Source organism: Bartonella tribocorum (genome assembly GCF_002777915.1).
Taxonomy (GTDB): Bacteria; Pseudomonadota; Alphaproteobacteria; order Rhizobiales; family Rhizobiaceae; genus Bartonella; species Bartonella tribocorum_A.
Map to the genome: position 1 here is coordinate 1 of NZ_NJGE01000021.1, position 19,585 is coordinate 19,585.

15 protein-coding genes and 1 pseudogene are annotated in these 19,585 nt (G+C 34.8%); 6 read left to right on the forward strand and 10 right to left on the reverse strand.

Annotation, left to right across the window (positions count from 1 at the left end; genetic code table 11):
- Nucleotides 1-262 precede the first annotated feature (262 nt).
- The 3 genes from CER18_RS07820 to sodC all read left to right on the forward strand — a co-directional run bounded on the left by CER18_RS07820 (nt 263) and on the right by sodC (nt 1,915).
- Nucleotides 263-607 (forward strand): hypothetical protein, encoded by a 345-nt coding sequence (locus CER18_RS07820; protein WP_100129464.1) that lies wholly within the window; start codon nt 263-265, stop codon nt 605-607.
- Nucleotides 585-941: a hypothetical protein gene (locus CER18_RS07825; protein ID WP_100129465.1), complete on the forward strand. Its 357-nt coding sequence runs from the start codon at nt 585-587 to the stop codon at nt 939-941. Before CER18_RS07820 ends, CER18_RS07825 begins: the two co-directional genes overlap by 23 nt.
- A 446-nt stretch (nt 942-1,387) precedes the next feature.
- On the forward strand, nt 1,388-1,915 hold the full coding sequence (sodC, locus tag CER18_RS07830) for a superoxide dismutase family protein (RefSeq protein ID WP_100129466.1): 528 nt from the start codon (nt 1,388-1,390) through the stop codon (nt 1,913-1,915).
- 632 nt (nt 1,916-2,547) lie between these two features.
- Here the strand turns inward: sodC and CER18_RS07835 are convergent.
- From CER18_RS07835 to CER18_RS07875, 9 genes and pseudogenes are all read right to left on the reverse strand, one after another.
- Nucleotides 2,548-3,486 carry a COG2958 family protein gene (locus CER18_RS07835; RefSeq protein ID WP_100129467.1) on the reverse strand — a complete coding sequence of 313 codons (939 nt, stop codon included), beginning with the start codon at nt 3,484-3,486 and terminating at the stop codon, nt 2,548-2,550.
- A 290-nt stretch (nt 3,487-3,776) separates the two neighbouring features.
- A pseudogene (locus CER18_RS10800) lies at nt 3,777-6,535 on the reverse strand (DEAD/DEAH box helicase).
- Between the two features lie 22 nt (nt 6,536-6,557).
- On the reverse strand, nt 6,558-8,198 hold the full coding sequence (locus CER18_RS07845; RefSeq protein ID WP_100129480.1) for a site-specific DNA-methyltransferase: 1,641 nt from the start codon (nt 8,196-8,198) through the stop codon (nt 6,558-6,560).
- A 57-nt stretch (nt 8,199-8,255) separates the two neighbouring features.
- Complete coding sequence (locus CER18_RS07850; RefSeq protein ID WP_100129468.1) at nt 8,256-8,657, reverse strand: SUF system Fe-S cluster assembly protein; 402 nt, start codon at nt 8,655-8,657, stop codon at nt 8,256-8,258.
- The gene (locus CER18_RS07855; RefSeq protein ID WP_100129481.1) at nt 8,650-9,894 is read right to left on the reverse strand and encodes a cysteine desulfurase; all 1,245 of its coding nucleotides are present in this window, start codon (nt 9,892-9,894) and stop codon (nt 8,650-8,652) included. The genes CER18_RS07850 and CER18_RS07855 overlap by 8 nt, the downstream gene beginning before the upstream one ends.
- A 10-nt stretch (nt 9,895-9,904) precedes the next feature.
- Nucleotides 9,905-11,170, reverse strand: coding sequence for a Fe-S cluster assembly protein SufD (gene sufD, locus CER18_RS07860; protein WP_100129469.1), 1,266 nt, complete (start codon nt 11,168-11,170; stop codon nt 9,905-9,907).
- A gap of 11 nt (nt 11,171-11,181) precedes the next feature.
- Nucleotides 11,182-11,937, reverse strand: coding sequence for a Fe-S cluster assembly ATPase SufC (gene sufC, locus CER18_RS07865; RefSeq protein WP_100129470.1), 756 nt, complete (start codon nt 11,935-11,937; stop codon nt 11,182-11,184).
- Nucleotides 11,938-12,098: 161 nt separating this feature from the next.
- Entirely contained in the window at nt 12,099-13,610 is a 1,512-nt protein-coding gene (sufB, locus tag CER18_RS07870; protein ID WP_100129471.1) for a Fe-S cluster assembly protein SufB, read from the reverse strand.
- A 161-nt stretch (nt 13,611-13,771) separates the two neighbouring features.
- Nucleotides 13,772-14,917, reverse strand: a complete 1,146-nt coding sequence (locus CER18_RS07875) for a cysteine desulfurase family protein (RefSeq protein ID WP_100129472.1) — start codon at nt 14,915-14,917, stop codon at nt 13,772-13,774.
- Between the two features lie 161 nt (nt 14,918-15,078).
- Here CER18_RS07875 and CER18_RS07880 point away from each other — a divergent pair, with 161 nt between their 5' ends.
- The 3 genes from CER18_RS07880 (at nt 15,079) to CER18_RS07890 (ending at nt 18,013) form a co-directional block, all read left to right on the forward strand.
- Nucleotides 15,079-15,759, forward strand: coding sequence for an alpha/beta hydrolase (locus CER18_RS07880; protein WP_100129473.1), 681 nt, complete (start codon nt 15,079-15,081; stop codon nt 15,757-15,759).
- A 303-nt stretch (nt 15,760-16,062) separates the two neighbouring features.
- Complete coding sequence (gene tyrS / locus CER18_RS07885; protein WP_100129474.1) at nt 16,063-17,316, forward strand: tyrosine--tRNA ligase; 1,254 nt, start codon at nt 16,063-16,065, stop codon at nt 17,314-17,316.
- Between the two features lie 211 nt (nt 17,317-17,527).
- The gene (locus tag CER18_RS07890; RefSeq protein ID WP_180299407.1) at nt 17,528-18,013 is read left to right on the forward strand and encodes a peroxiredoxin; all 486 of its coding nucleotides are present in this window, start codon (nt 17,528-17,530) and stop codon (nt 18,011-18,013) included.
- Between the two features lie 363 nt (nt 18,014-18,376).
- On the opposite strand, the gene prfB is transcribed toward CER18_RS07890, so the two are convergent.
- Nucleotides 18,377-19,505, reverse strand: a protein-coding gene (prfB, locus tag CER18_RS07900) for a peptide chain release factor 2 (protein ID WP_100129475.1) whose coding sequence is annotated in 2 segments (ribosomal slippage) — nt 18,377-19,435 and nt 19,437-19,505 — 1,128 coding nt in all. Because the reading frame shifts where the segments join, the coding sequence is not laid out codon by codon here.
- Nucleotides 19,506-19,585: the final 80 nt, after the last annotated feature.

Sequence of the window (19,585 nt, forward strand, 5' to 3'; positions counted from 1 at the left end):
ATATGAAATAATTAAAAACTATAATATATATTTCTTATAAGCTTATATGAAATATAAAACTTATAAATAAAAGAATAATACTTCAGTTAATTATAGAATATATTTTTCTAAATTATATTTTTCATTATAAATAAAAAAATAAAGTTATTTAAGCAATAAGTTTCTATTTTTTGTTAAGTATAATACTAAAAATAAAATCATCTTGGGAACTTGTTCGTAATACAACAGTTAATGAAGTATTGTTTCAACAGAGAGTGACAAAATGAAACTAAATAACATTTTGAAATTAAATATTTTTTTTATGATTATTATATGTGTTTCATTGATCGTCACGACTTCAATCAGTGAAGTTTTTCATCTTCCTTATTGCCAAACTCTTACCTATAGCTCTACTCAAAATGTCATTAAAATAGGTCAGAATTCATTTACTACTTCACAAGTTAAAAATTGTCTTATGCAAAATGGTTTTGAGAACATTAAACGATTGCGTTTAGATGATAAAGGCATCTGGCGTGCATTAGTAAAATTTAAAAAGTCCTATTTTTTTGTATCCGTTGACTATTCAGGAACAATTAGCATTCAAAATGAAAGAAAAAGAGATGATTGATTTTAAAGCTTACAGAAACGTTTCTGTTCGTCGTTGTAAGAAAAAAATTTTTAAAAAGCTCTGTCATTCTATTAAAGAATTTGCTTTCATTGGCGGTCTAAATGGTAGCATATCAGGAGCAATCGCAGCAACTCTTGCTACTTATGGTTATATTGCTCTTCCAGGATTTGGTCCTCTTATCGCAATGGGTATAGGAGTAACACTTTTTTCCGGAATGATAATAGGAGCACTGATAGGATCAGGAATGGGGGGAAGTGTCGGTATATGCTGTATTTTATGGGAAATTTATATGAATCATAATGGGTCTTTCTTTTATAAATTTCACAATGAATAGAAAGTTCTCGTCATTTTTTCTATGAACAAAACATGAAAATCATCAGCAAATTATATGTTTTGTTTTTTATGAAAAGATCATCATATTATAAATGAAATAGTATCTAAGTTATTAAAATTTCTTGATTAATTCCTTATTACACCTAAAAAAATAGATTTTTTTTGAGCATCTCTTGAAGAAATGTAAGCGAGATATAATTATCCATTTATAAAAGTTACATTTTTTATAAATCAAAAAACGAGTTTTATGTTCAAAAATATATTAAAATATACTTTAATTTAATTCCTATTTTTAAGAACTAATATTTCTATAAAAGTTATTTTCTTAAATTTCAATTTAATATGTTTATTTATATTTAATAATATAGTTTATTAATAATAACTTTAAATTAAAATAATTATTTTTATAAGTAAAATTTGTTTATAATTAAAGTATAAAGGTGTTTTATGAAAAAAATATTATTTTTATTATTAGTTTTTATAGCATTTTTAATGTATAAAAACTCTGCATTAGCACTATCAACAAAAGTAAACATTTATAAACTAGAAAATAATAATTCTAAAACGGCTATTGGTAGCATTAAAATTGAAGAAAATACATACGGTCTGATTTTTATCCCTCATTTATCTACTTTACCAGAAGGAATGCATGGTTTTCATGTACATATAAATCCTTCATGTGATACAAAAGATGGCATAATTGGTGGAAGCGCAGGCGGACATTATGATCCTGAGCATACCGGAAAACATTTAGGGCCTTATAATGTCAATGGTCATCTTGGTGATTTACCAGCACTTTATGTTGATAAGCAAGGAAATGCTACGATGAGTGTTCTTGCTCCACGATTGAAAAAAATCTCTGAAATTACGGGGCGCTCACTAATAATTCATTTGGGAGCTGATAATCAATCAGATGAACCATTACCGCTTGGCGGAGGTGGTGCACGTTTGGCATGCGGCATTATTGAAAAATAAAGAAAATATTGTAGTAAACTGTGATAGTGCGCACTCTCTTTAATTATAATATAAGACGTGATAAAAATTTATTTTTTATCTATTTTAATTTAATAAATTAAGTAAACTATGTGAATATTTGATAAAATTGATATTTCTTTTTGAATTTTTGACGCATATGATAAAGCAGTTAAAACTAATCAAAACGAATAGCAGACAAAAATAAAGAAATAGCAACATAAATTTTCCGAAAGAAGACTTCAATATGAAAAAACAATCTTTTAAATACTTGATATAAACAAAGAAAAACTTTATTTTCACTCTCTACAATAGAAAATTTGTAATAAATTATCATCATTATCTCGTATCTAATGAAATCACACCCCGCACACAAAATAAAACGGGTTTAAAACAGAATTTTTACTCACCTCCGCTTGATGCATACACAAAATTTTGATTGTTTCACTATCAATATAAGATGTCTTGAAACGATTGAATGCTACAATATTTTAATCTCTAATTTAAGTAAAAAAAGACTAATTATCATTATGAATCATAATATTATCTAAATATAATAAATAAAATAGTTAGAGTAATTTTTTGTCATTCTGAACAAAGGAGCTTAAAAAATAGAGTCTTTTTTTAAATACCCCTCATGGATACATATGATCCCAATCGGATGGACGCATCTCACCGGTTTGATAAAATTGACGAATGAGCTTGATATAATGAAGAAAGTCTTTGTTTTCCTCCACTAATCTATTAGCAGTATCCCAATCAATATCACTCCGTTCTTTCGCTGGAATTATGATCTCACTTTCAGAAGCGTTTTCCTTGTTGAGTCTTATAAATCCAATTCCATGCAAACTTGAAAGCATTCGAAGCTCTTTTAATGTATCAACACCTTCAACTTCACTAGCTACTAAATAACTAAAATTAGCCCATGAAGAATTGCTAACCGTTTGAAAAAATGCTTTTCGTAAATTTGAACGATTGATAAGAACTTTAACTTCAAAAGACCAAAGCTTTGTCTTTTTATCAAAATATTGCAAAACGCAATCTTTGATTTCACGATTCCATTCCTTACTTAAATCTTGTATTCCTACGAGATCCGGATAAAGCCATTTGTTCCCGCCCGAACCATGTTTATTATGAGAACATTTCTCATTAATGCGTTTGCTGTAAACTGCAAGTTCTGACCATAAAAATTTAGATAATAACGGATAAAGGTCATGCTCTTTAACAGAACCATCTTCTTTTCTACAATTCGTATTGTCTTCTACTGCATCAATTTCAGCGCTATCTGTTTGTCTTGTAAAATAATACTGCCGTGGTCGTCCTTCAGTGATCTTAATTTCTGGATAACGCTTTTGTAACTGAGGTCGCTGAGATCCTATTTCAGCGACAATTTGCTGAATAAGAGCTGTATCATTCTTAAGAGGAGTGACCGTTGCCGTTGACCGCTTTTGTTTTTGTCGGCATTTTTCTGGGTAATTTTCAAATATCCATTGAGCAATGTCTCGAGCTGTAAATTTTTTTGTCGGGTTTTTCTTTAAAAAATTAAAAACAGTATTTGTTAAATTCAAAGTCATATGTAAAATAATCCGCTTTTATCCTCTGGATATTTCATTATATTCAGATGTTCCAAAAGAAAAAACAACAAACTGTTTAATTTTTTTTGAAAAAAGCATAATCTTGTATAACTTTTCTATATATTTTTCATTTTATTTTAATGTGTTAGAAAAAAATAATAACTTTCTTATTTAAGAAATCCCTAATAGTTTTAAATTAATGATACGATAGTGCATAAAAAATAAAAATATTTGACGAGCCTCACATCCGTCAATTAAAAAACTTATGTGTTTTATTTTGAAGCGAAAAGTTATGGGCTTTCAAGTATAGATTCTGAAATAGTAAACTCTGCACATAAACCTTCAAAACTACTATTAGCTTTAATAGCATCATGGGGAATAAGAACATAATAACATTTTTTACCACCATAAGCAGCCGCATAGCGCGTTGCATGACAACACCATTGAACTGCAGCTTCTCTCTTTTTTAAAACAATAGAGCTTTGTATTTCAGAGGCTTTTTTAGGTTCACAAAGATATTTGGCATCCTTCGTTTCCACAACAAAGTCCGGTTCATAAGTTGATCCTTTATCATATTCTATTTTGAAAAAGCCCCGAGCAGGTTTCATCCATTTCAATACTTGTGAATCATCCTCTAATATCTGAGCAAATCGTAATTCTCCTTCTACTGAATCAAACTTTTGCAAAGGATAACAGCATTTTTTAAAGCCGCTGAATACAAGTTTTTTAATATCGCTTTTAATGGCGGGAATATTACGAAAATCAACAGGAGATGTTCCTTGCGGCAACACATAATGGATAGGTGTTAAAGTTGTAAAACTTCGTGTCACTTTGATCTCATAATCTTTTTTCGTTTCCCATTGATGCTCTCTCAATTGTGCAACAATAAAATCACTCAGCTTATGCTGATAGTGAATTAATACGTTCTCAACGGCTGCGTCATTAGGTAAATAAGATCGGAAATGCTCTACCATCTGACCAGCTAATTTTCGTAATAATAGCGTATGGCTATCATAATCGATAAAATCATTATCAATTAAACAACGAATGATATAATTTTCAAGATGAGGCTCTTTGATATATTCATTCTTAGAAGTAAGAAAAATGCTTTTGTGGGTACGCAATTCTCGAATTAAAAGCTCTTTACTAACAGGTTGCAAATTTAAGCTTTCTAGATTTTCCAAATCAAAATCAGAAAAACCATAAGTAACCTCACGTGAAGGAATGAGGATAATATTGGGAATATCTATCATCAATTCTGCTAATTGTTTTGTCAAAATTGTAACCACTTTTAACACAAGAGGATTTTGTGATGAATGCGCAATACTCATGATTTTATTACTAATTTTTTCTTGTATGTGTGCAGAACACAGCATTTGAGAACTTGGTAAACTATCATTCTCTTTAATAATATCCCATGCAATGGCAGCAATTTCTTGTTCTTCAGACGTTAATGTGAGTGAATCCGTATATCCGTATTAGGCAACATGATACCTTGTAAATCAAATGTTCCATTTATATCGGAATTACGTGTTACTATCGTTTTTATAAATAAAGATTCTGCTTGACTTGGAACCGTCACTATATCCGACTTTTCAGAGGATATATCACCTCCTGTTCCAATCTCAATATGCTTTTTTATAATTGAGTTTGGATCGTTTGCACGATCAATAATATCCTGAAAACGATCATGTGCAATGATTGTTAAACGATCAATAGATTCTATACCCGTCCTACATCCATAAGGCAAACGCAATCCACGCCCAATTGTTTGCTCTGTTAAAATTTCTGAAGCCGATGCACGCAACGGTACAATCGTATAGAGATTGGTAACATCCCACCCCTCCTTTAATTTATTAACGTGAATAACAATTTCTGTTGATTCATGAGGATCTTCAATCGCAATAAGCTTTTGAATATTTTGATCTTCTTCTATATTTGACTGCTTTGTATGAATCTCTAAAACTTTTCCCTTATAAGCCCCTGCAAAAAAATCATCTGACTCCAATAAATCACGCAATCTCTGTGCATGATTTGTATCTTGAGCAACAACTAAAATAAAAGGCTTAACGAACTTTTTGTTATAATCTTTGGCATAAGCGATTAAATCTGCTTTCACGTTTTCGTGTGCAAGAATTGCATCTTGTAATTTAATATGTTCTAACTGCTCAGATGTATAATTTTGCGGTTGAAAGTCTTTACGTGTAGCAACAGCAGGCTCTTTTACAAAACCATCCCTCATAGCCTCTGCAAGTGAATAACTGTAAACAACATTTTTAAAATCTACAGGTTTTGCACCTATTGTTTTCGGTGTTGCTGTAAGCTCTATTCCTAATATAGGTTTTAACTCATTAATTGCCGCCGCACCAGCAGAAGCACGATAACGATGTGCTTCGTCCATTAACAAAACTAAATCAGGAAGATTTGCGAGATAATCAAAATAACTTTCACCAATCGTCTCTTGTAAGCGTTTAATCCGCGGAATACTAGATTTTAGTGCACCTTTTTTATTATCCATTGTATTAATTTTAGAAATATTAAAAATATTGATAAAGGCTGTATCCCTATTTTCAAACAAACGCTTTTGTCTGTGAAAGTGGTGTTCATCAGCGCGAATACCTTTACCACTTTCATAATCTTCACCTGTAATAATGACTGGTCTATTGGCAATAAACTCACTCATTCCACTGAAAACATATTTTGAACTTTGGGGGCTAAAATCCTGTTTTAATTTTTCATAAATAGTCAAATTTGGCGCTAAAACAAAAAAGTGACGACTACGTCCAGTTAAATAAAGATAACTGATAAAAGCGCCCATAAGTCGTGTTTTCCCAACACCCGTTGCTAAGGCAAAACAAAAAGAAGGAAAGTTTCGTTCAAAGTCTTGTACAGAAGGATAGAGATTTTTTACCGATTCTAATTCTGCAATCAAATCAGCACTTTTAGAAAGCTCTATATTTTCTAAGATGTTCACCAAAATATTTAAAGATTCACGTTGAGGATCGCGCAACGATAGGCGAGCAGAAATCCTTTTTTCAACAGTGTTCATGAAAAACTCCGCTTTTTATATATTATCCAAATAGATCTAATTCTGCTTGCGCATTATCTTTATCTTTGTTACTTTTTTTAACGTCAACCATTGGTTCAAGATTGGCGATATTTAAACTGTAATCATCCCTTCCCCATTCGCATTTTTCTAATACTGCACGAGGAATTTTGGTCAGTGTAAGATTCTCAAAGGAGGCTGATTTTGTATCAAAAGCTGTACAACAAATCAGCAACGTGCGATGAGACCCCACCTCTTCGCTTATAATACGCAGTTGTTCATGAGTCATAGCACTTGTTGTAACATAAATATAATCTGTTTCCGTTGAATATCCTTGCATCCAATAATAATTTTCATCTGGCGCATAGGTAAACCCCATATGTTTACACATCGCTTCTGACAGCATTGCTGCATTATATTCACGACGAATAACCCATTGTCCCCATGGATCTTTTTGCAACAGAGAAGGTGCAAGGCGATAATAACGAAATCCACCGCCACCTTGCCAATTGACACTTTTAGAAATTCCCCCTTGATCAGTTCCATCAATCACTTGTTTTAAACGAGGGATAATATGGGTATGACAATGTTCACCAAGTTCAACCATAATCCACCTGCGGCCCATTTTATGAGCAACAGCTCCAGTCGTGCCGGAACCCGCAAAAGAATCCAGGATAAGATCACCGGGATTCGTTGCAAGTTGAATGATGCGTTCTATTAAACGCTCAGGTTTGGGAGTTGTAAAGACATCATCAGAATTAAAGGCTTTGACTTCTCTTTTTGCATCTTGATTGTGCCCTACTTCCGTATAGGGCCAAATCGTCATTGAAACCATACCATTTTTTACTTCTGATAAAAAACGCTTCAAAGAAGGAACATTGCTTCCTGTTGGACCAAACCAAATACGATTATCTTCTAATAATTCAGAGAATTTTTTTTCACTCATAGCCCAACTTCTACCATGAGGAGGCATAACTTTTCGTCCAGAAGGTGTGATGATTTCATAAACATCCTTAAGCGTCACCCTTTTTACGGATAAGTCTCCAGATTTCCAAGGACCACGCGGATCATTATCAGGATTTTTATAGCGTGCATCCATAGTGCTTGAACGAGGAAGCAAGTGAGGACGCCAAATCGTTTTATCTTTGGCATAAACCATTATAAAATCATGGTTATCAGAAAACCATTTTGTATCATTTTGTGGAGCATATTTCTTTTGCCAAATAATATTGTTGATAAAATTTTGGCGACCAAAAATTTTATCCATCATGACTTTAAGATAGGCTTGTTCATCATCATCAATTGATATCCAGATACTTCCATCATCTGCAAGCAAATGATATAACAATTCTAACCTGTCTCTCATAAGACTAAGCCATATGGAGTGTTCCAAACCATCTTCATAATGTTCAAAGGCATTGCCTGTATTATAAGGTGGATCGATATAGATACATTTTACCTTGCCCGTATATTCTTGTTCAAGTGCTTTGAGTGCGAGCAAATTATCACCAAAAATAAGTTTATTATCAAAAATATCCTGCGATGATATCTGATGCGAAGCATGGTAAGATTTTTCAAGATCTTCTAATAAGACATGAGGTTCTAGTTTGGGACGTTCTTCTTTTCCAATCCAGGTAAGTTCTAATTTTTGTTTATTATAATGCATGTGATCATTTTTAAATCCAACTGTTTGTAAAAAACGATGTATTTGCAAACAGTATTGTTAGTACCATCCCACAGCAATTTGCGCTTCTTCTGACATACACTCAGGTGTCCATGGTGGATCAAAAGTCATCGTGACTTCAACATGCGAAACCCCTTCAACAGCACTGACAGCATTTTCTACCCATCCTGGCATTTCACCAGCAACAGGACAGCCTGGCGCCGTAAGAGTCATTTCAATTTTTACTGAACGATCATCTTCAATATCAATACGATAAATCAGTCCTAGCTCATAAATATCAGCAGGAATCTCTGGATCATAAACTGTTTTAAGAGCAGCAATAATATCATTCGTCATACGATCAATTTCGTCTGCTGGAATTGCTGATATGTAAGACTTTTCATTTTCGTCTACAGTTTCAACAGATTCTTTAGAATGACGCTCTTCTATTAACTCACCCATTAAAAAATGTCCTTGTTTCTTTCAATGCTTCGACTAATTGATCTACATCTTCTTGAGTATTATACATAGCCAACGATGCACGACAAATAGATGTTAGACCAAAGCGCTGTAATAAAGGCTGTGCACAATGGGTTCCTGCGCGTATTGCAACCCCTTTTCTATCAATAAACATAGCAATATCATGAGCGTGAATACCTTCAATTGCAAATGATATAATAGCTCCTTTATTAGGAGAATGACCATAAATGCGCAATGACTCAACCGTTTTAAGTTTTTCATGCGCATAAGCTGAAAGGGACATTTCATGGTCATGAATTGTACTGAGACCTTTTTCTTGTATATAATCAATAGCCGCAGCTAATCCAATAGCTTCAACGATAGGAGGCGTTCCTGCTTCAAAACGATAAGGAGGAGCATTATAAAGAACCTTATCGGTTGTTACCTCCTCGATCATTTCACCTCCCCCTTGAAAAGGACGCATTTCCTCTAACCGGTGTTCTTTACCATAAAGAACACCAATACCAGTGGGACCATAAAGCTTATGTCCTGTAAAGACATACCAATCACAATCGAGATCTTGTACATCAACGGTTAAATGTATTGCTCCTTGAGAACCATCAATAAGAACGGGAATAGAATTTTGATGTGCTTGCTTAATCATCTCTTTAACAGGAGGCACAGTGCCTAATATATTAGACATATGCGTTATAGCGACAAGCCGTGTTTTTTCGCTTAAAGCCTTTTGAAAATCTTCAATATGCAGAATACCATTTTCATCAACAGGAACAAAAATAAGTTTAATCCCTTTTTGTTCACGCAGGAAATGCCAAGGGATAATATTTGCATGATGCTCCATGATCGTTAGAACAATCTCATCACCTTCCTTGAGTCTGGACATAGCCCAACCATAAGCAACGGTATTAATAGCTTCCGTTGCATTTTTCGTAAAAACAATTTCCTCAGCTTTTTGAGCATTTAGAAAAATACGAACAGTCTCACGAGCATTTTCATAAGATTGTGTTGCTGTATTGGCTAAAAAATACATTCCCCTATGGACATTAGCATAACTATGGTGATAATAATTATTCATTGTATTGAGTACTGATTGTGGCTTTTGAGCAGAAGCACCACTATCAAGATATGCTAATCGCTTTCCATAAACTTTATGATGCAAAAGAGGAAAATCACGTCGAATTTCGTCGACATTATACTTGGATGTTTGTATGTCATTTTCCATTTTTTCTCTCTTAAACATTTTTTTCAAGCCATTGACCAATAATATTCTCCAAAACAGTCTGGATATTATCTTGCGTAATGTCATCAATGAGCTCAGCAATAAATCCTTTAATTAAAAGAGCACGAGCCGTTTTAAATGGAATACCGCGCGCCATGAGATAGAAAAGATAATCGTGATTAATATTCGCAACTGTTGCACCATGACCACAGGCAACATCATCAGCAAAAATCTCCAATTCAGGCTTTGCATTAAATTCTGCATCATCTGAAAGGATAAGACTATTACAAGCCATGCGTGCATCTGTTTTTTGCGCTTTTTGAGCAACCCGTATTATCCCTTGAAAAACACCCACTGCCTTATCTGTAACCACATTGCGTATAATTTCGGTTGATGTCGACTTTTCTTCCACGTGACGAACGGTCATTGTAAGATCACTATGGGTTTGTCCTGATAATAAATTTATAACGCGTAATTGAAAATCAGATTCTTCTCCCTGTAACTCAATATCGACTTCCTGACGATTGAGTTGACTCCCTATATTAATGACATAAAGTGATAACTTCGCTCCTTGAGCAAGAACAGCACGCAATCGGCCAAACTGTGTAGAATTAAAACCACGGTTGCGAATAAGAATCCATGTAACATCACTCTTAGTGGCAATATTTAATGAAAATATTGAACTGACAAAGGTATCTTGATCATTGCCAATCTGATGTTCAACAAACATAACTTGACTATTTTTATCAACTTTTATGTCTGAAAAAGTATGGGATTGTCCTCCCATTTGTATATTTTGTAATTCGATAGGTATATTTAACTTTGTATTTTCAGGAATGTGAAAAAGCCAACCATCCGTAACGAAAGCTGTATTTAACTGTCCAATAAAATCTTCATCAGAAATGTTTTGATCTATCTTTATAGAATTGTCTTCTAATGCATCTGAAAGGCGTTTTATTGTAATACTGTCTAGCTTTTTTGATTGTGTCGATGTTTTTCCATTGTTGATCGAAAAAACAGTACTTTTTGCAAGCAATGGATCAACCAATGGATTGTCTTGAACTTTTGAAAAATTGCTCACAGACTTCAGCAACGTGCGCAGATTGGTATAATGCCAATTTTCGATTTTACGGGAAGGAAGACGCGTCGTTTGAAACTGCTCAATAGCTTTCTTGCGGATTGCCCGCACAGCTTTATCACCCGGTAAGTTATTGATAGACTGATTGAAACTCTTGAGTATATCTTCTTCAACCGCTAACAAGTTTTGCTGTAGCTTCATATTCAATACCCTCAAACCGCTTCCCTAATAAGATCAGCATACCCATTTTGCTCTAAATAAAGCGCTAAGGATTTATCTCCGCTTTTGATAATTCGTCCTTTATAAAGAACATGTACCGTATCAGGAATAATATAATTAAGCAGCCGTTGATAATGGGTAATCACCAAAAATGAACGTTTTGAGTCCCGAAGTTTATTAACACCATCTGCAACAATTTTGAGTGCATCAATATCTAAACCAGAATCCGTTTCATCTAAAATGCAAAGTTTAGGTTCCAGAAGTGCCATTTGTAAAATTTCAGCACGTTTTTTTTCTCCTCCTGAAAAACCTACATTTAATGGACGTTTGAGCATGTCCATATCTATTTCAAGCTTGGCTGATACCTCTTTAACATATTTTATAAATTCAGGAATTTTCAGCTCTTCATCACCACGCGCCTTGCGTTGAGAATTCATCGCAACTTTTAAAAATTCCATCGTTGCCACCCCTGGTATTTCCATTGGATATTGAAATGCAAGAAAAATACCATATGCAGCACGTTCTGCTGGATCCATTTCTAAAAGTGATTGTCCATTATAGAGAATATCACCTTCTGTTATTTCATAATCATCACGACCAGCAAGCAAATAAGACAAAGTTGATTTTCCAGCACCATTTTGTCCCATGATAGCGGCAACTTCTCCATCTTGAACCGTCAAGTTTAAACCACGAATAACTTCTGTATCGGTCCCAGCAATACGGGCGCGCAAATTTTTTATCTCTAACATCATTTAATCCTGTTCTGGCTGTTTTTTCAGATACCAATGCATATATTTTGCCGTAGCATCTAGCTCCTTTTGTAATCACCATAGAAGTTATTTTTTTACATTATTTTCTACTGTTACAGTCTTATTTGTATTAAGTCTTCGATTTATCTTATTAAATAAAATTATCCAACACTTCCTTCAAGGCTAATGCCAATAAGCTTTTGTGCTTCAACAGCAAATTCCATGGGAAGCTTTTGAATAACTTCTTTTACAAAACCATTGACAATTAATGCGATAGCTTCTTCTTCGGGAATTCCTCTTTGCATAACATAAAAAAGTTGGTCATCAGAAATTTTTGATGTTGTGGCTTCATGTTCAAACTGAGCTGTTGCATTTTTTGCTTCAATATAAGGAACTGTATGTGCCCCACAATCATTTCCGATTAATAAACTATCACATTGCGTAAAATTACGTGCATTTTGCGCTTTTCGATATGCTGTGACCTGTCCTCGATAAGTGTTATTTGAAAAACCAGCAGAAATGCCTTTGGAAATAATACGGCTAGAAGTATTTTTTCCTAAATGAATCATTTTTGTACCGGAATCAATTTGTTGGTGACCGTTTGCAACAGCAATGGAATAAAATTCCCCACGCGCATTATCACCACGGAGTAAGCAGGATGGATATTTCCAAGTAATCGCAGAACCGGTCTCAACTTGTGTCCATGAAATTTTAGAGTTATCACCTCGACAATCTCCGCGCTTCGTCACAAAATTATAAATACCGCCCTTTCCATCTTTATCGCCAGGGTACCAATTTTGTACTGTAGAATATTTAATCTCTGCATTTTCAAGGGCAATAAGCTCAACAACAGCAGCATGAAGTTGATTTTCATCACGCTGGGGAGCTGTACACCCTTCAAGATAAGAAACATAGGAATCTTCCGCGGCAATAATCAATGTTCGCTCAAATTGCCCTGTATTGCGTTCATTAATCCTAAAATAGGTTGAAAGCTCCATAGGACAACGAACCCCTTTGGGAATATAAACAAATGAGCCATCTGTAAAGACCGCTGCATTTAAGGCCGCATAATAATTATCCCCCACAGGGACAACAGTTCCCAAATATTCTTTAATAAGCTCAGAATGTTCAGTAATTGCCTCTGAAATAGAGCAAAAAATTACACCAGCACGTGCCAGTTCTTTTTTAAATGTTGTCACAACAGAAACAGAATCAAAGACCGCATCAACAGCCACCTGCCCCGATACAGACACACTGTCATCAAACGTAGAGGGATCAGACTGTTTTCTTACCCCTGCCAAAATCTCTTGTTCTTTAAGGGGAATGCCAAGTTTTTCGTACGTTGCTAATAACTCAGGATCCACTTCATCCAAAGATTTTGGTCCTGTATGATTTTTAGGGGCAGCATAATAATAAAGTTCCTGAAAATCAATTTTAGGATACTCAAGACGCGCCCACTGTGGTTCTTGCATTGTTAGCCAACGACGGTAAGCTTGTAAGCGCCATGTTAGCATCCATTCAGGCTCATTTTTTTTAGCAGAAATAAATCTGATAATATCTTCATTCAAACCTTTCGGCGCTTTATCCGTTTTAATTTTCGTTTCAAAGCCATATTTATATTGGTCAACATCTATCTCACGGACTTGGCGTATCGTTTCTTGTACTGCCGGCATAAGTCTTCTCCATTTTTTGGCATCAAAAACCGGTAACTAACAGTCTTGTTTTTACAAGATTAAAGTTAAGCACGTTATTTCCTAGGCTATAGGCAAAGTGCGAAAATTTCAATCAAAGTTATTTTATTTTTAAAATAATTCTAATTTTCTCATGATGAATTCTATCCTTTTTTCTTGTTTATCATTTGAGAAAAAAACGATAGAAAATCATCAATATCTTCAGAGGTTGTATCTCGTCCTATCGAAATGCGAATAGCACCATTTGGAACATGATACCCCATGGCTTCCAAAACTTTGCTTTGTTTTACTTTTCCTGAAGAACAAGCAGAACCAGCCGATACAGAAAAACCTTCTAAATCAAAAGCAATTTGCATTGTTTCAGCTTTTATATTTTGTACGCTAAAGTAAGTTGTATTTGGCAAACGTTGAACTCTTTTGCCAAATATTTCAATATTTTGACTTATTTTTTGCAGTCCATCTTCTAATTTATCACGTAAATATATTAACTGTTTTATTTCTTCCTGTGTGAAACAATCAGCCATTGCTGCTCCAAAAGCAGCAATAAGGGGCAATGCTTCTGTTCCTCCACGAAAGCCTTTTTCTTGTCCTCCTCCGATAATAAGAGGATATGGCATGAGAAGATTGCCACATGAAACAAATGCACCAACTCCTTTAGGACCGCCAACTTTATGTGCAGACAGTATAAAAAAGTCTCCTCCTAGCTGATTAATATCAACAAAGTTTTTATCGATATATTGAGTCAAATCAACAATAAGAGTGCCGCCTAAATCCCGAACAATAGCAGCTATTTCTTTTAACGGTTGAATAACACCAGTTTCACTATTTGCAGCTTGAATAGCAACAAGAGGTAAACCTTTTGTCTTATCGTGAGCCTTTAAGAGTGATGTTAATTTATCTTGTTGAATAAGCCCATCTTGATCAACAGCAATGACACTTATCAATTCTCTAGAAAAACGCCCTCCCTCTGCAACAGAGGGATGTTCCGTCGCTCCAAGGTAAAGATGAGAAAATTGAACCTTTGCATTCCCCATCGTGTAAAAGGGTGTTAACAGAGTCATTGCTGCTTCACTCGCTCCAGAGGTAAAGACAACGTTATCTGGATCTGTTTTAAGATTTTCAGCGATTTGTCGACGCGCCTTTTGCAATAAAGTTTTAGCAGCACGCCCCTCCTTATGAATGGATGATGGATTACCAAATATCTCTAAAGATTCCAGTAACGCCATCCGCGCCATTTTTTTGAGCGGTGTTGTTGCGTTATGATCAAAATATCGGCGTTTAATAACCATTTTACATCGCAATCATTAATCTTATGAATTGATTAAAAAAAATAGCGCAATTTTCTTGAAAAGTGCCCTTAAAAAAGAATATCTAATGATTATTTAAGAGATTCTATGGTAAAAGTCGACTAGGTCAATGAGAGGCTTTTATAGCATTTAAGGAGCATTTTATGCCAGAAATTATTTTTAACGGTCCCGCGGGTCGGCTCGAAGGGCGTTATCAACCTTCACAACAAAAAAATGCGCCCATTGCGATTATTTTGCATCCTCATCCCCAATTTGGCGGAACGATGAATCATAAAATTGTCTATGATCTCTTTTATATGTTTCAACAGCGTGGCTTTACAACTTTACGGTTTAATTTTCGTGGTATCGGTCGCAGTCAAGGGGAATTTGACTATGGAATAGGAGAACTTTCAGATGCTGCGGCGGCTCTTGATTGGGTGCAAACACAACATCCAGACTCTAAAAATTGCTGGGTAGCGGGCTATTCATTTGGAGCATGGATTGGTATGCAGCTCTTAATGCGCCGACCAGAAATTGAAGGATTTATCTCTGTTGCCCCTCAGCCTAATGTTTATGACTTTTCATTTCTTGCACCTTGTCCCTCCTCTGGGCTTATCATTCATGGTAGTATCGATAAAGTAGCCCCCCCAAAAGATGTTCAACTGCTTGTCGATAAATTGAAAACACAAAAAGGGATCATCATCACACAAGAAATACTGGAAGGGGCTAATCACTTTTTTAGTGGACATCATGAAGAACTTATCGAACGATGTGCCCATTATTTGGATAGCCATATCACCAATGAACTTCTCGCTCCTCCTCCTGAAATACTTTCACTCACTTAAGAAAACATGAAAAATTTATAAAAAATCAGCAAAGATCATTTCTAATCATAATGAGGTAATTTCTTTTCAGATTGTATTTGCGATTTTTCTAAATTTTATTTTAAGATAGAGATAAGAGTAAAAAAGTATATTTTTTAGCATAAAAAGAGAATAATACCCGTATAATTATCTTCATGATCAATATGTCTGGTTTTCTTGTGCTATGTGTGTCATTTATAGTAGATAAGGCATTAATGATCCATTATATAATCATCTATTATATAAATAAAAGAAATGCCCTCTTAAAATTAGGAAATTGACTCTGTGTTTGCCTTTAAATCTGATTTTTTACATATTATGAGTGAACGTGGTTTTATCCACCAAATTTCGGATGAAAAAGGTTTAGATGATCTTTTTTTAAAGGAAACTGTAAGCGCTTATACTGGATTTGATCCAACAGCATCAAGCTTACATGCTGGAAGTCTTCTTCAGATTATGATGCTTTATTGGTTACAAAAAACAGGTCATCGCCCCATTGCTCTGATGGGTGGAGGGACAGGATTGATCGGTGATCCTTCTTTTAAAGATGAAGCACGACGCCTTCTCACACAAGATGATATTGCGGCAAATATTGATGGTATTAAAAAAGTATTTGCTAACTATTTGACATTCGGTGATCGAGAAACTGATGCTTGTATTGTAAATAATGCTGAATGGTTGTGCAATTTAAACTACTTAGAATTTTTGCGTGATATTGGAAAACATTTTTCTGTCAACCGTATGTTATCATTTGATTCTGTCAGATTGAGACTTGAGCGTGAACACTCTTTGTCCTTCTTAGAGTTTAATTATATGATTCTGCAAGCTTATGATTTTGTTGAACTTTATAAACGTTATGGCTTGCGTATGCAAATGGGGGGCTCTGATCAATGGGGCAACATTATTAACGGAATCGAATTAGGGCATCGTTTAGGAACACCGCAATTATATGCATTAACATCACCATTGCTGACAACCTCTTCCGGTGCAAAAATGGGTAAATCATTGAATGGCGCGGTATGGCTTAATGCCGATATGCTTTCACCTTATCAATTTTGGCAATATTGGCGCAATACAGAAGACGCTGATGTAACACGATTTCTAAAGCTCTATACCACATTACCAATGGATGAGATTCTTAAACTTTCTCTATTACAAGGAACTGAAATTAACGAAGCAAAAAAAGTTCTTGCAACAGAAATTACAGCAATGTTGCATGGGCGTGCTCTTGCCGATGCAGCTGCAGAAACTGCCCGCAAAACATTTGAAGAAAAAACACTTGGAGAAAATCTTCCAACGGTTGAAATGAATGCAATAGAATTGAAAACGGGTACTGGATTGCTCTCCCTTTTAGTAAAAGCAGGACTTGCAAAATCAAACAGTGAAGCACGTCGTCATATTCAAGGTGGAGGGATACGTGTTAATGATCAAACAATAAAGGATGAAACACACCTTATTCTTGAAAAAGATGTCTCAACAGAAGGAGTCATTAAACTTTCTTTTGGGAAGAAAAAACATGTATTGATTAAACCTCTATAGTCTATAAATGTCTTGTTCATTTATAGATTTTATATCCAAGATAGTGATGTTTCTTACACCTTCTTTACTCATTTTTTTAGGTTTTATGACAGAATAATTTTTATATAATAGCGGAAAATCTTTGAAATAAGTGTATTCTAGAGAGTTGCAACTTTATTCCTTCTCTGTATGCTGGTAAGTGATCTTTTCACTTAAAAAGAAAGATAAAAAAATGACAAAATCAATGAAAGGTACTCTTGCTCCTGATTTTAATTTGCCACGCGATGGAGGAGAGACAATCTGTCTTTCTGACTTTAGAGGCAAACCTGTTATTTTATATTTTTATCCCAAAGATGATACGAGTGGATGCACAAGCGAGGCTCTTGATTTCACACAATTAAAGACGCAATTTGATGAAATCGGTGTTGCTGTTATTGGAATCTCTCCAGATAATGTAAAAAAACACGATAAATTTAAATTAAAACACGGACTTGATGTCATTTTGGTTTCTGATGAAGAAAAAACAACCCTTGAAGCATATGGTGTTTGGGTGGAAAAAAGCATGTATGGACGCAAATATATGGGTGTCGAACGAAGCACTTTTTTAATTGATGCGAATGGAAAAATTGCAGAAGAATGGCGCAAAGTAAGTGTATCTGGACACGCTGAAAATGTTTTAGCTGCTGCAACGCTTTTACAACGTCATGATAGCATATAAACTAGGGGTATATTATACTTTAAATAGAAATAGATTTCCTCCCCAGTTGATTTTATGTTTTCAAGGGATTCAATTTTATAATATGTTGGTTTATAAGGATAACTAATTATTTACCACTAAGATTAATCTTCACAATATCATAAACTTTTCTCATTTCAGTTCCTTCTTATCTTGAATTAATTAAAAAGATCACTTGTGCTCGTCATAAGCAGGATGGCTTATGAGAAGAAATTATTGAAAAAAAAGAATAAAAAATATTTCTTTAAACCTTTCACATATCAAGGACTATCGGCACAGAACAACATCAATAAAACGAATAGTTTAAGAAATAAATTTGGCACGATTTGAAGGAGGAATATATCATTAACGAATATCCTCAACTTCTTTGTCTTTTCCATAAATACGTTGAGAAAGTGCGGCCTCTATAAATGCGTCTAAGTTCCCATTAAGGACGGATTGTGGATCAGTATTTTCAACCCCTGTACGTAAGTCTTTTACGAGTTGATAAGGTTGAAGAACATAAGATCTAATTTGATGTCCCCATCCGATTTCTGTTTTAGAAGATTCAACAGCATTGGTTTCTGCTTCTCTTTTTTTGAGCTCTTCTTCATAAAGACGGGCACGTAACATCGACCAAGCCGTAGCGCGGTTTTTATGCTGAGAACGCTCAGTTTGACACTGAACAACAATCCCCGTTTTTATATGTGTAATGCGAACAGCAGAATCTGTCGTATTCACATGTTGTCCTCCTGCTCCCGATGCACGATAGGTATCAATACGCACATCTGCTTCAGAAACATCAACTTCAATATTGTCATCAATAACCGGATAAACCCAAATGCTTGCAAAAGAAGTATGGCGCTTTGCATTTGAATCAAATGGGGAAATTCGTACCAAGCGATGAACGCCTGATTCTGTTTTTAACAATCCATAAGCATTATGCCCTTTTACAAGAATCGTCGCTGACTTTATTCCTGCTTCTTCTCCATCATGAATTTCTAAAACCTCAACCTTCATTTCATGCTGTTCAGCCCAGCGCATATACATGCGTAAGAGCATAGAAGCCCAATCTTGACTTTCTGTTCCCCCCGCCCCAGCATGAACTTCTAAATAGGTATCATTGGGATCAGCCTCTCCTGAAAGAAGCACATCAATTTGTCTCTTATCGATCTCTCTTTTAAGATTGCGTATTGAATTTTCTGCATCAGCGATAATTTCAACATCACTTTCTTCTTCGCCCATTGCGATAAGCTCAATGCATTCTTCAAGTGTTTTTGTAAATGATACAAGACCATTGATTGAATCATCAAGACGTTGACGCTCACGCATCATATCCTGTGCTCGTTGCGCATCATTCCATAATGATGGATCTTCCGCTTTTTGATTAAGATATTCGAGACGCTTTAGTGATTGATCCCAGTCAAAGATGCCCCCTTAGCAATTGAATTGCCTTCTGGATCTCATCAACTAATGTTTCTATTTCTGCTCGCATAATTTAACACCGTATTTTTTACACTCTTTCTGGTTATATCTCTTTGTATTTTATACAAACTTAATAGCCTCTATCAGAAA

Bases quoted from the DNA above. Each gene is read 5' to 3' on its own strand.
- sufD (WP_100129469.1), bottom strand. From the start codon at position 11,170: ATGAAGCTACAGCAAAACTTGTTAGCGGTTGAAGAAGATATACTCAAG.
- CER18_RS07880 (WP_100129473.1), top strand. From the start codon at position 15,079: ATGCCAGAAATTATTTTTAACGGTCCCGCGGGTCGGCTCGAAGGGCGT.
- CER18_RS07850 (WP_100129468.1), bottom strand. From the start codon at position 8,657: ATGGGTGAGTTAATAGAAGAGCGTCATTCTAAAGAATCTGTTGAAACT.
- CER18_RS07825 (WP_100129465.1), top strand. From the start codon at position 585: ATGAAAGAAAAAGAGATGATTGATTTTAAAGCTTACAGAAACGTTTCT.
- CER18_RS07820 (WP_100129464.1), top strand. From the start codon at position 263: ATGAAACTAAATAACATTTTGAAATTAAATATTTTTTTTATGATTATT.
- CER18_RS07855 (WP_100129481.1), bottom strand. From the start codon at position 9,894: ATGGAAAATGACATACAAACATCCAAGTATAATGTCGACGAAATTCGA.
- sufB (WP_100129471.1), bottom strand. From the start codon at position 13,610: ATGCCGGCAGTACAAGAAACGATACGCCAAGTCCGTGAGATAGATGTT.
- CER18_RS07845 (WP_100129480.1), bottom strand. From the start codon at position 8,198: ATGCATTATAATAAACAAAAATTAGAACTTACCTGGATTGGAAAAGAA.
- sufC (WP_100129470.1), bottom strand. From the start codon at position 11,937: ATGTTAGAGATAAAAAATTTGCGCGCCCGTATTGCTGGGACCGATACA.
- CER18_RS07875 (WP_100129472.1), bottom strand. From the start codon at position 14,917: ATGGTTATTAAACGCCGATATTTTGATCATAACGCAACAACACCGCTC.
- sodC (WP_100129466.1), top strand. From the start codon at position 1,388: ATGAAAAAAATATTATTTTTATTATTAGTTTTTATAGCATTTTTAATG.
- CER18_RS07835 (WP_100129467.1), bottom strand. From the start codon at position 3,486: ATGACTTTGAATTTAACAAATACTGTTTTTAATTTTTTAAAGAAAAAC.
- CER18_RS07890 (WP_180299407.1), top strand. From the start codon at position 17,528: ATGACAAAATCAATGAAAGGTACTCTTGCTCCTGATTTTAATTTGCCA.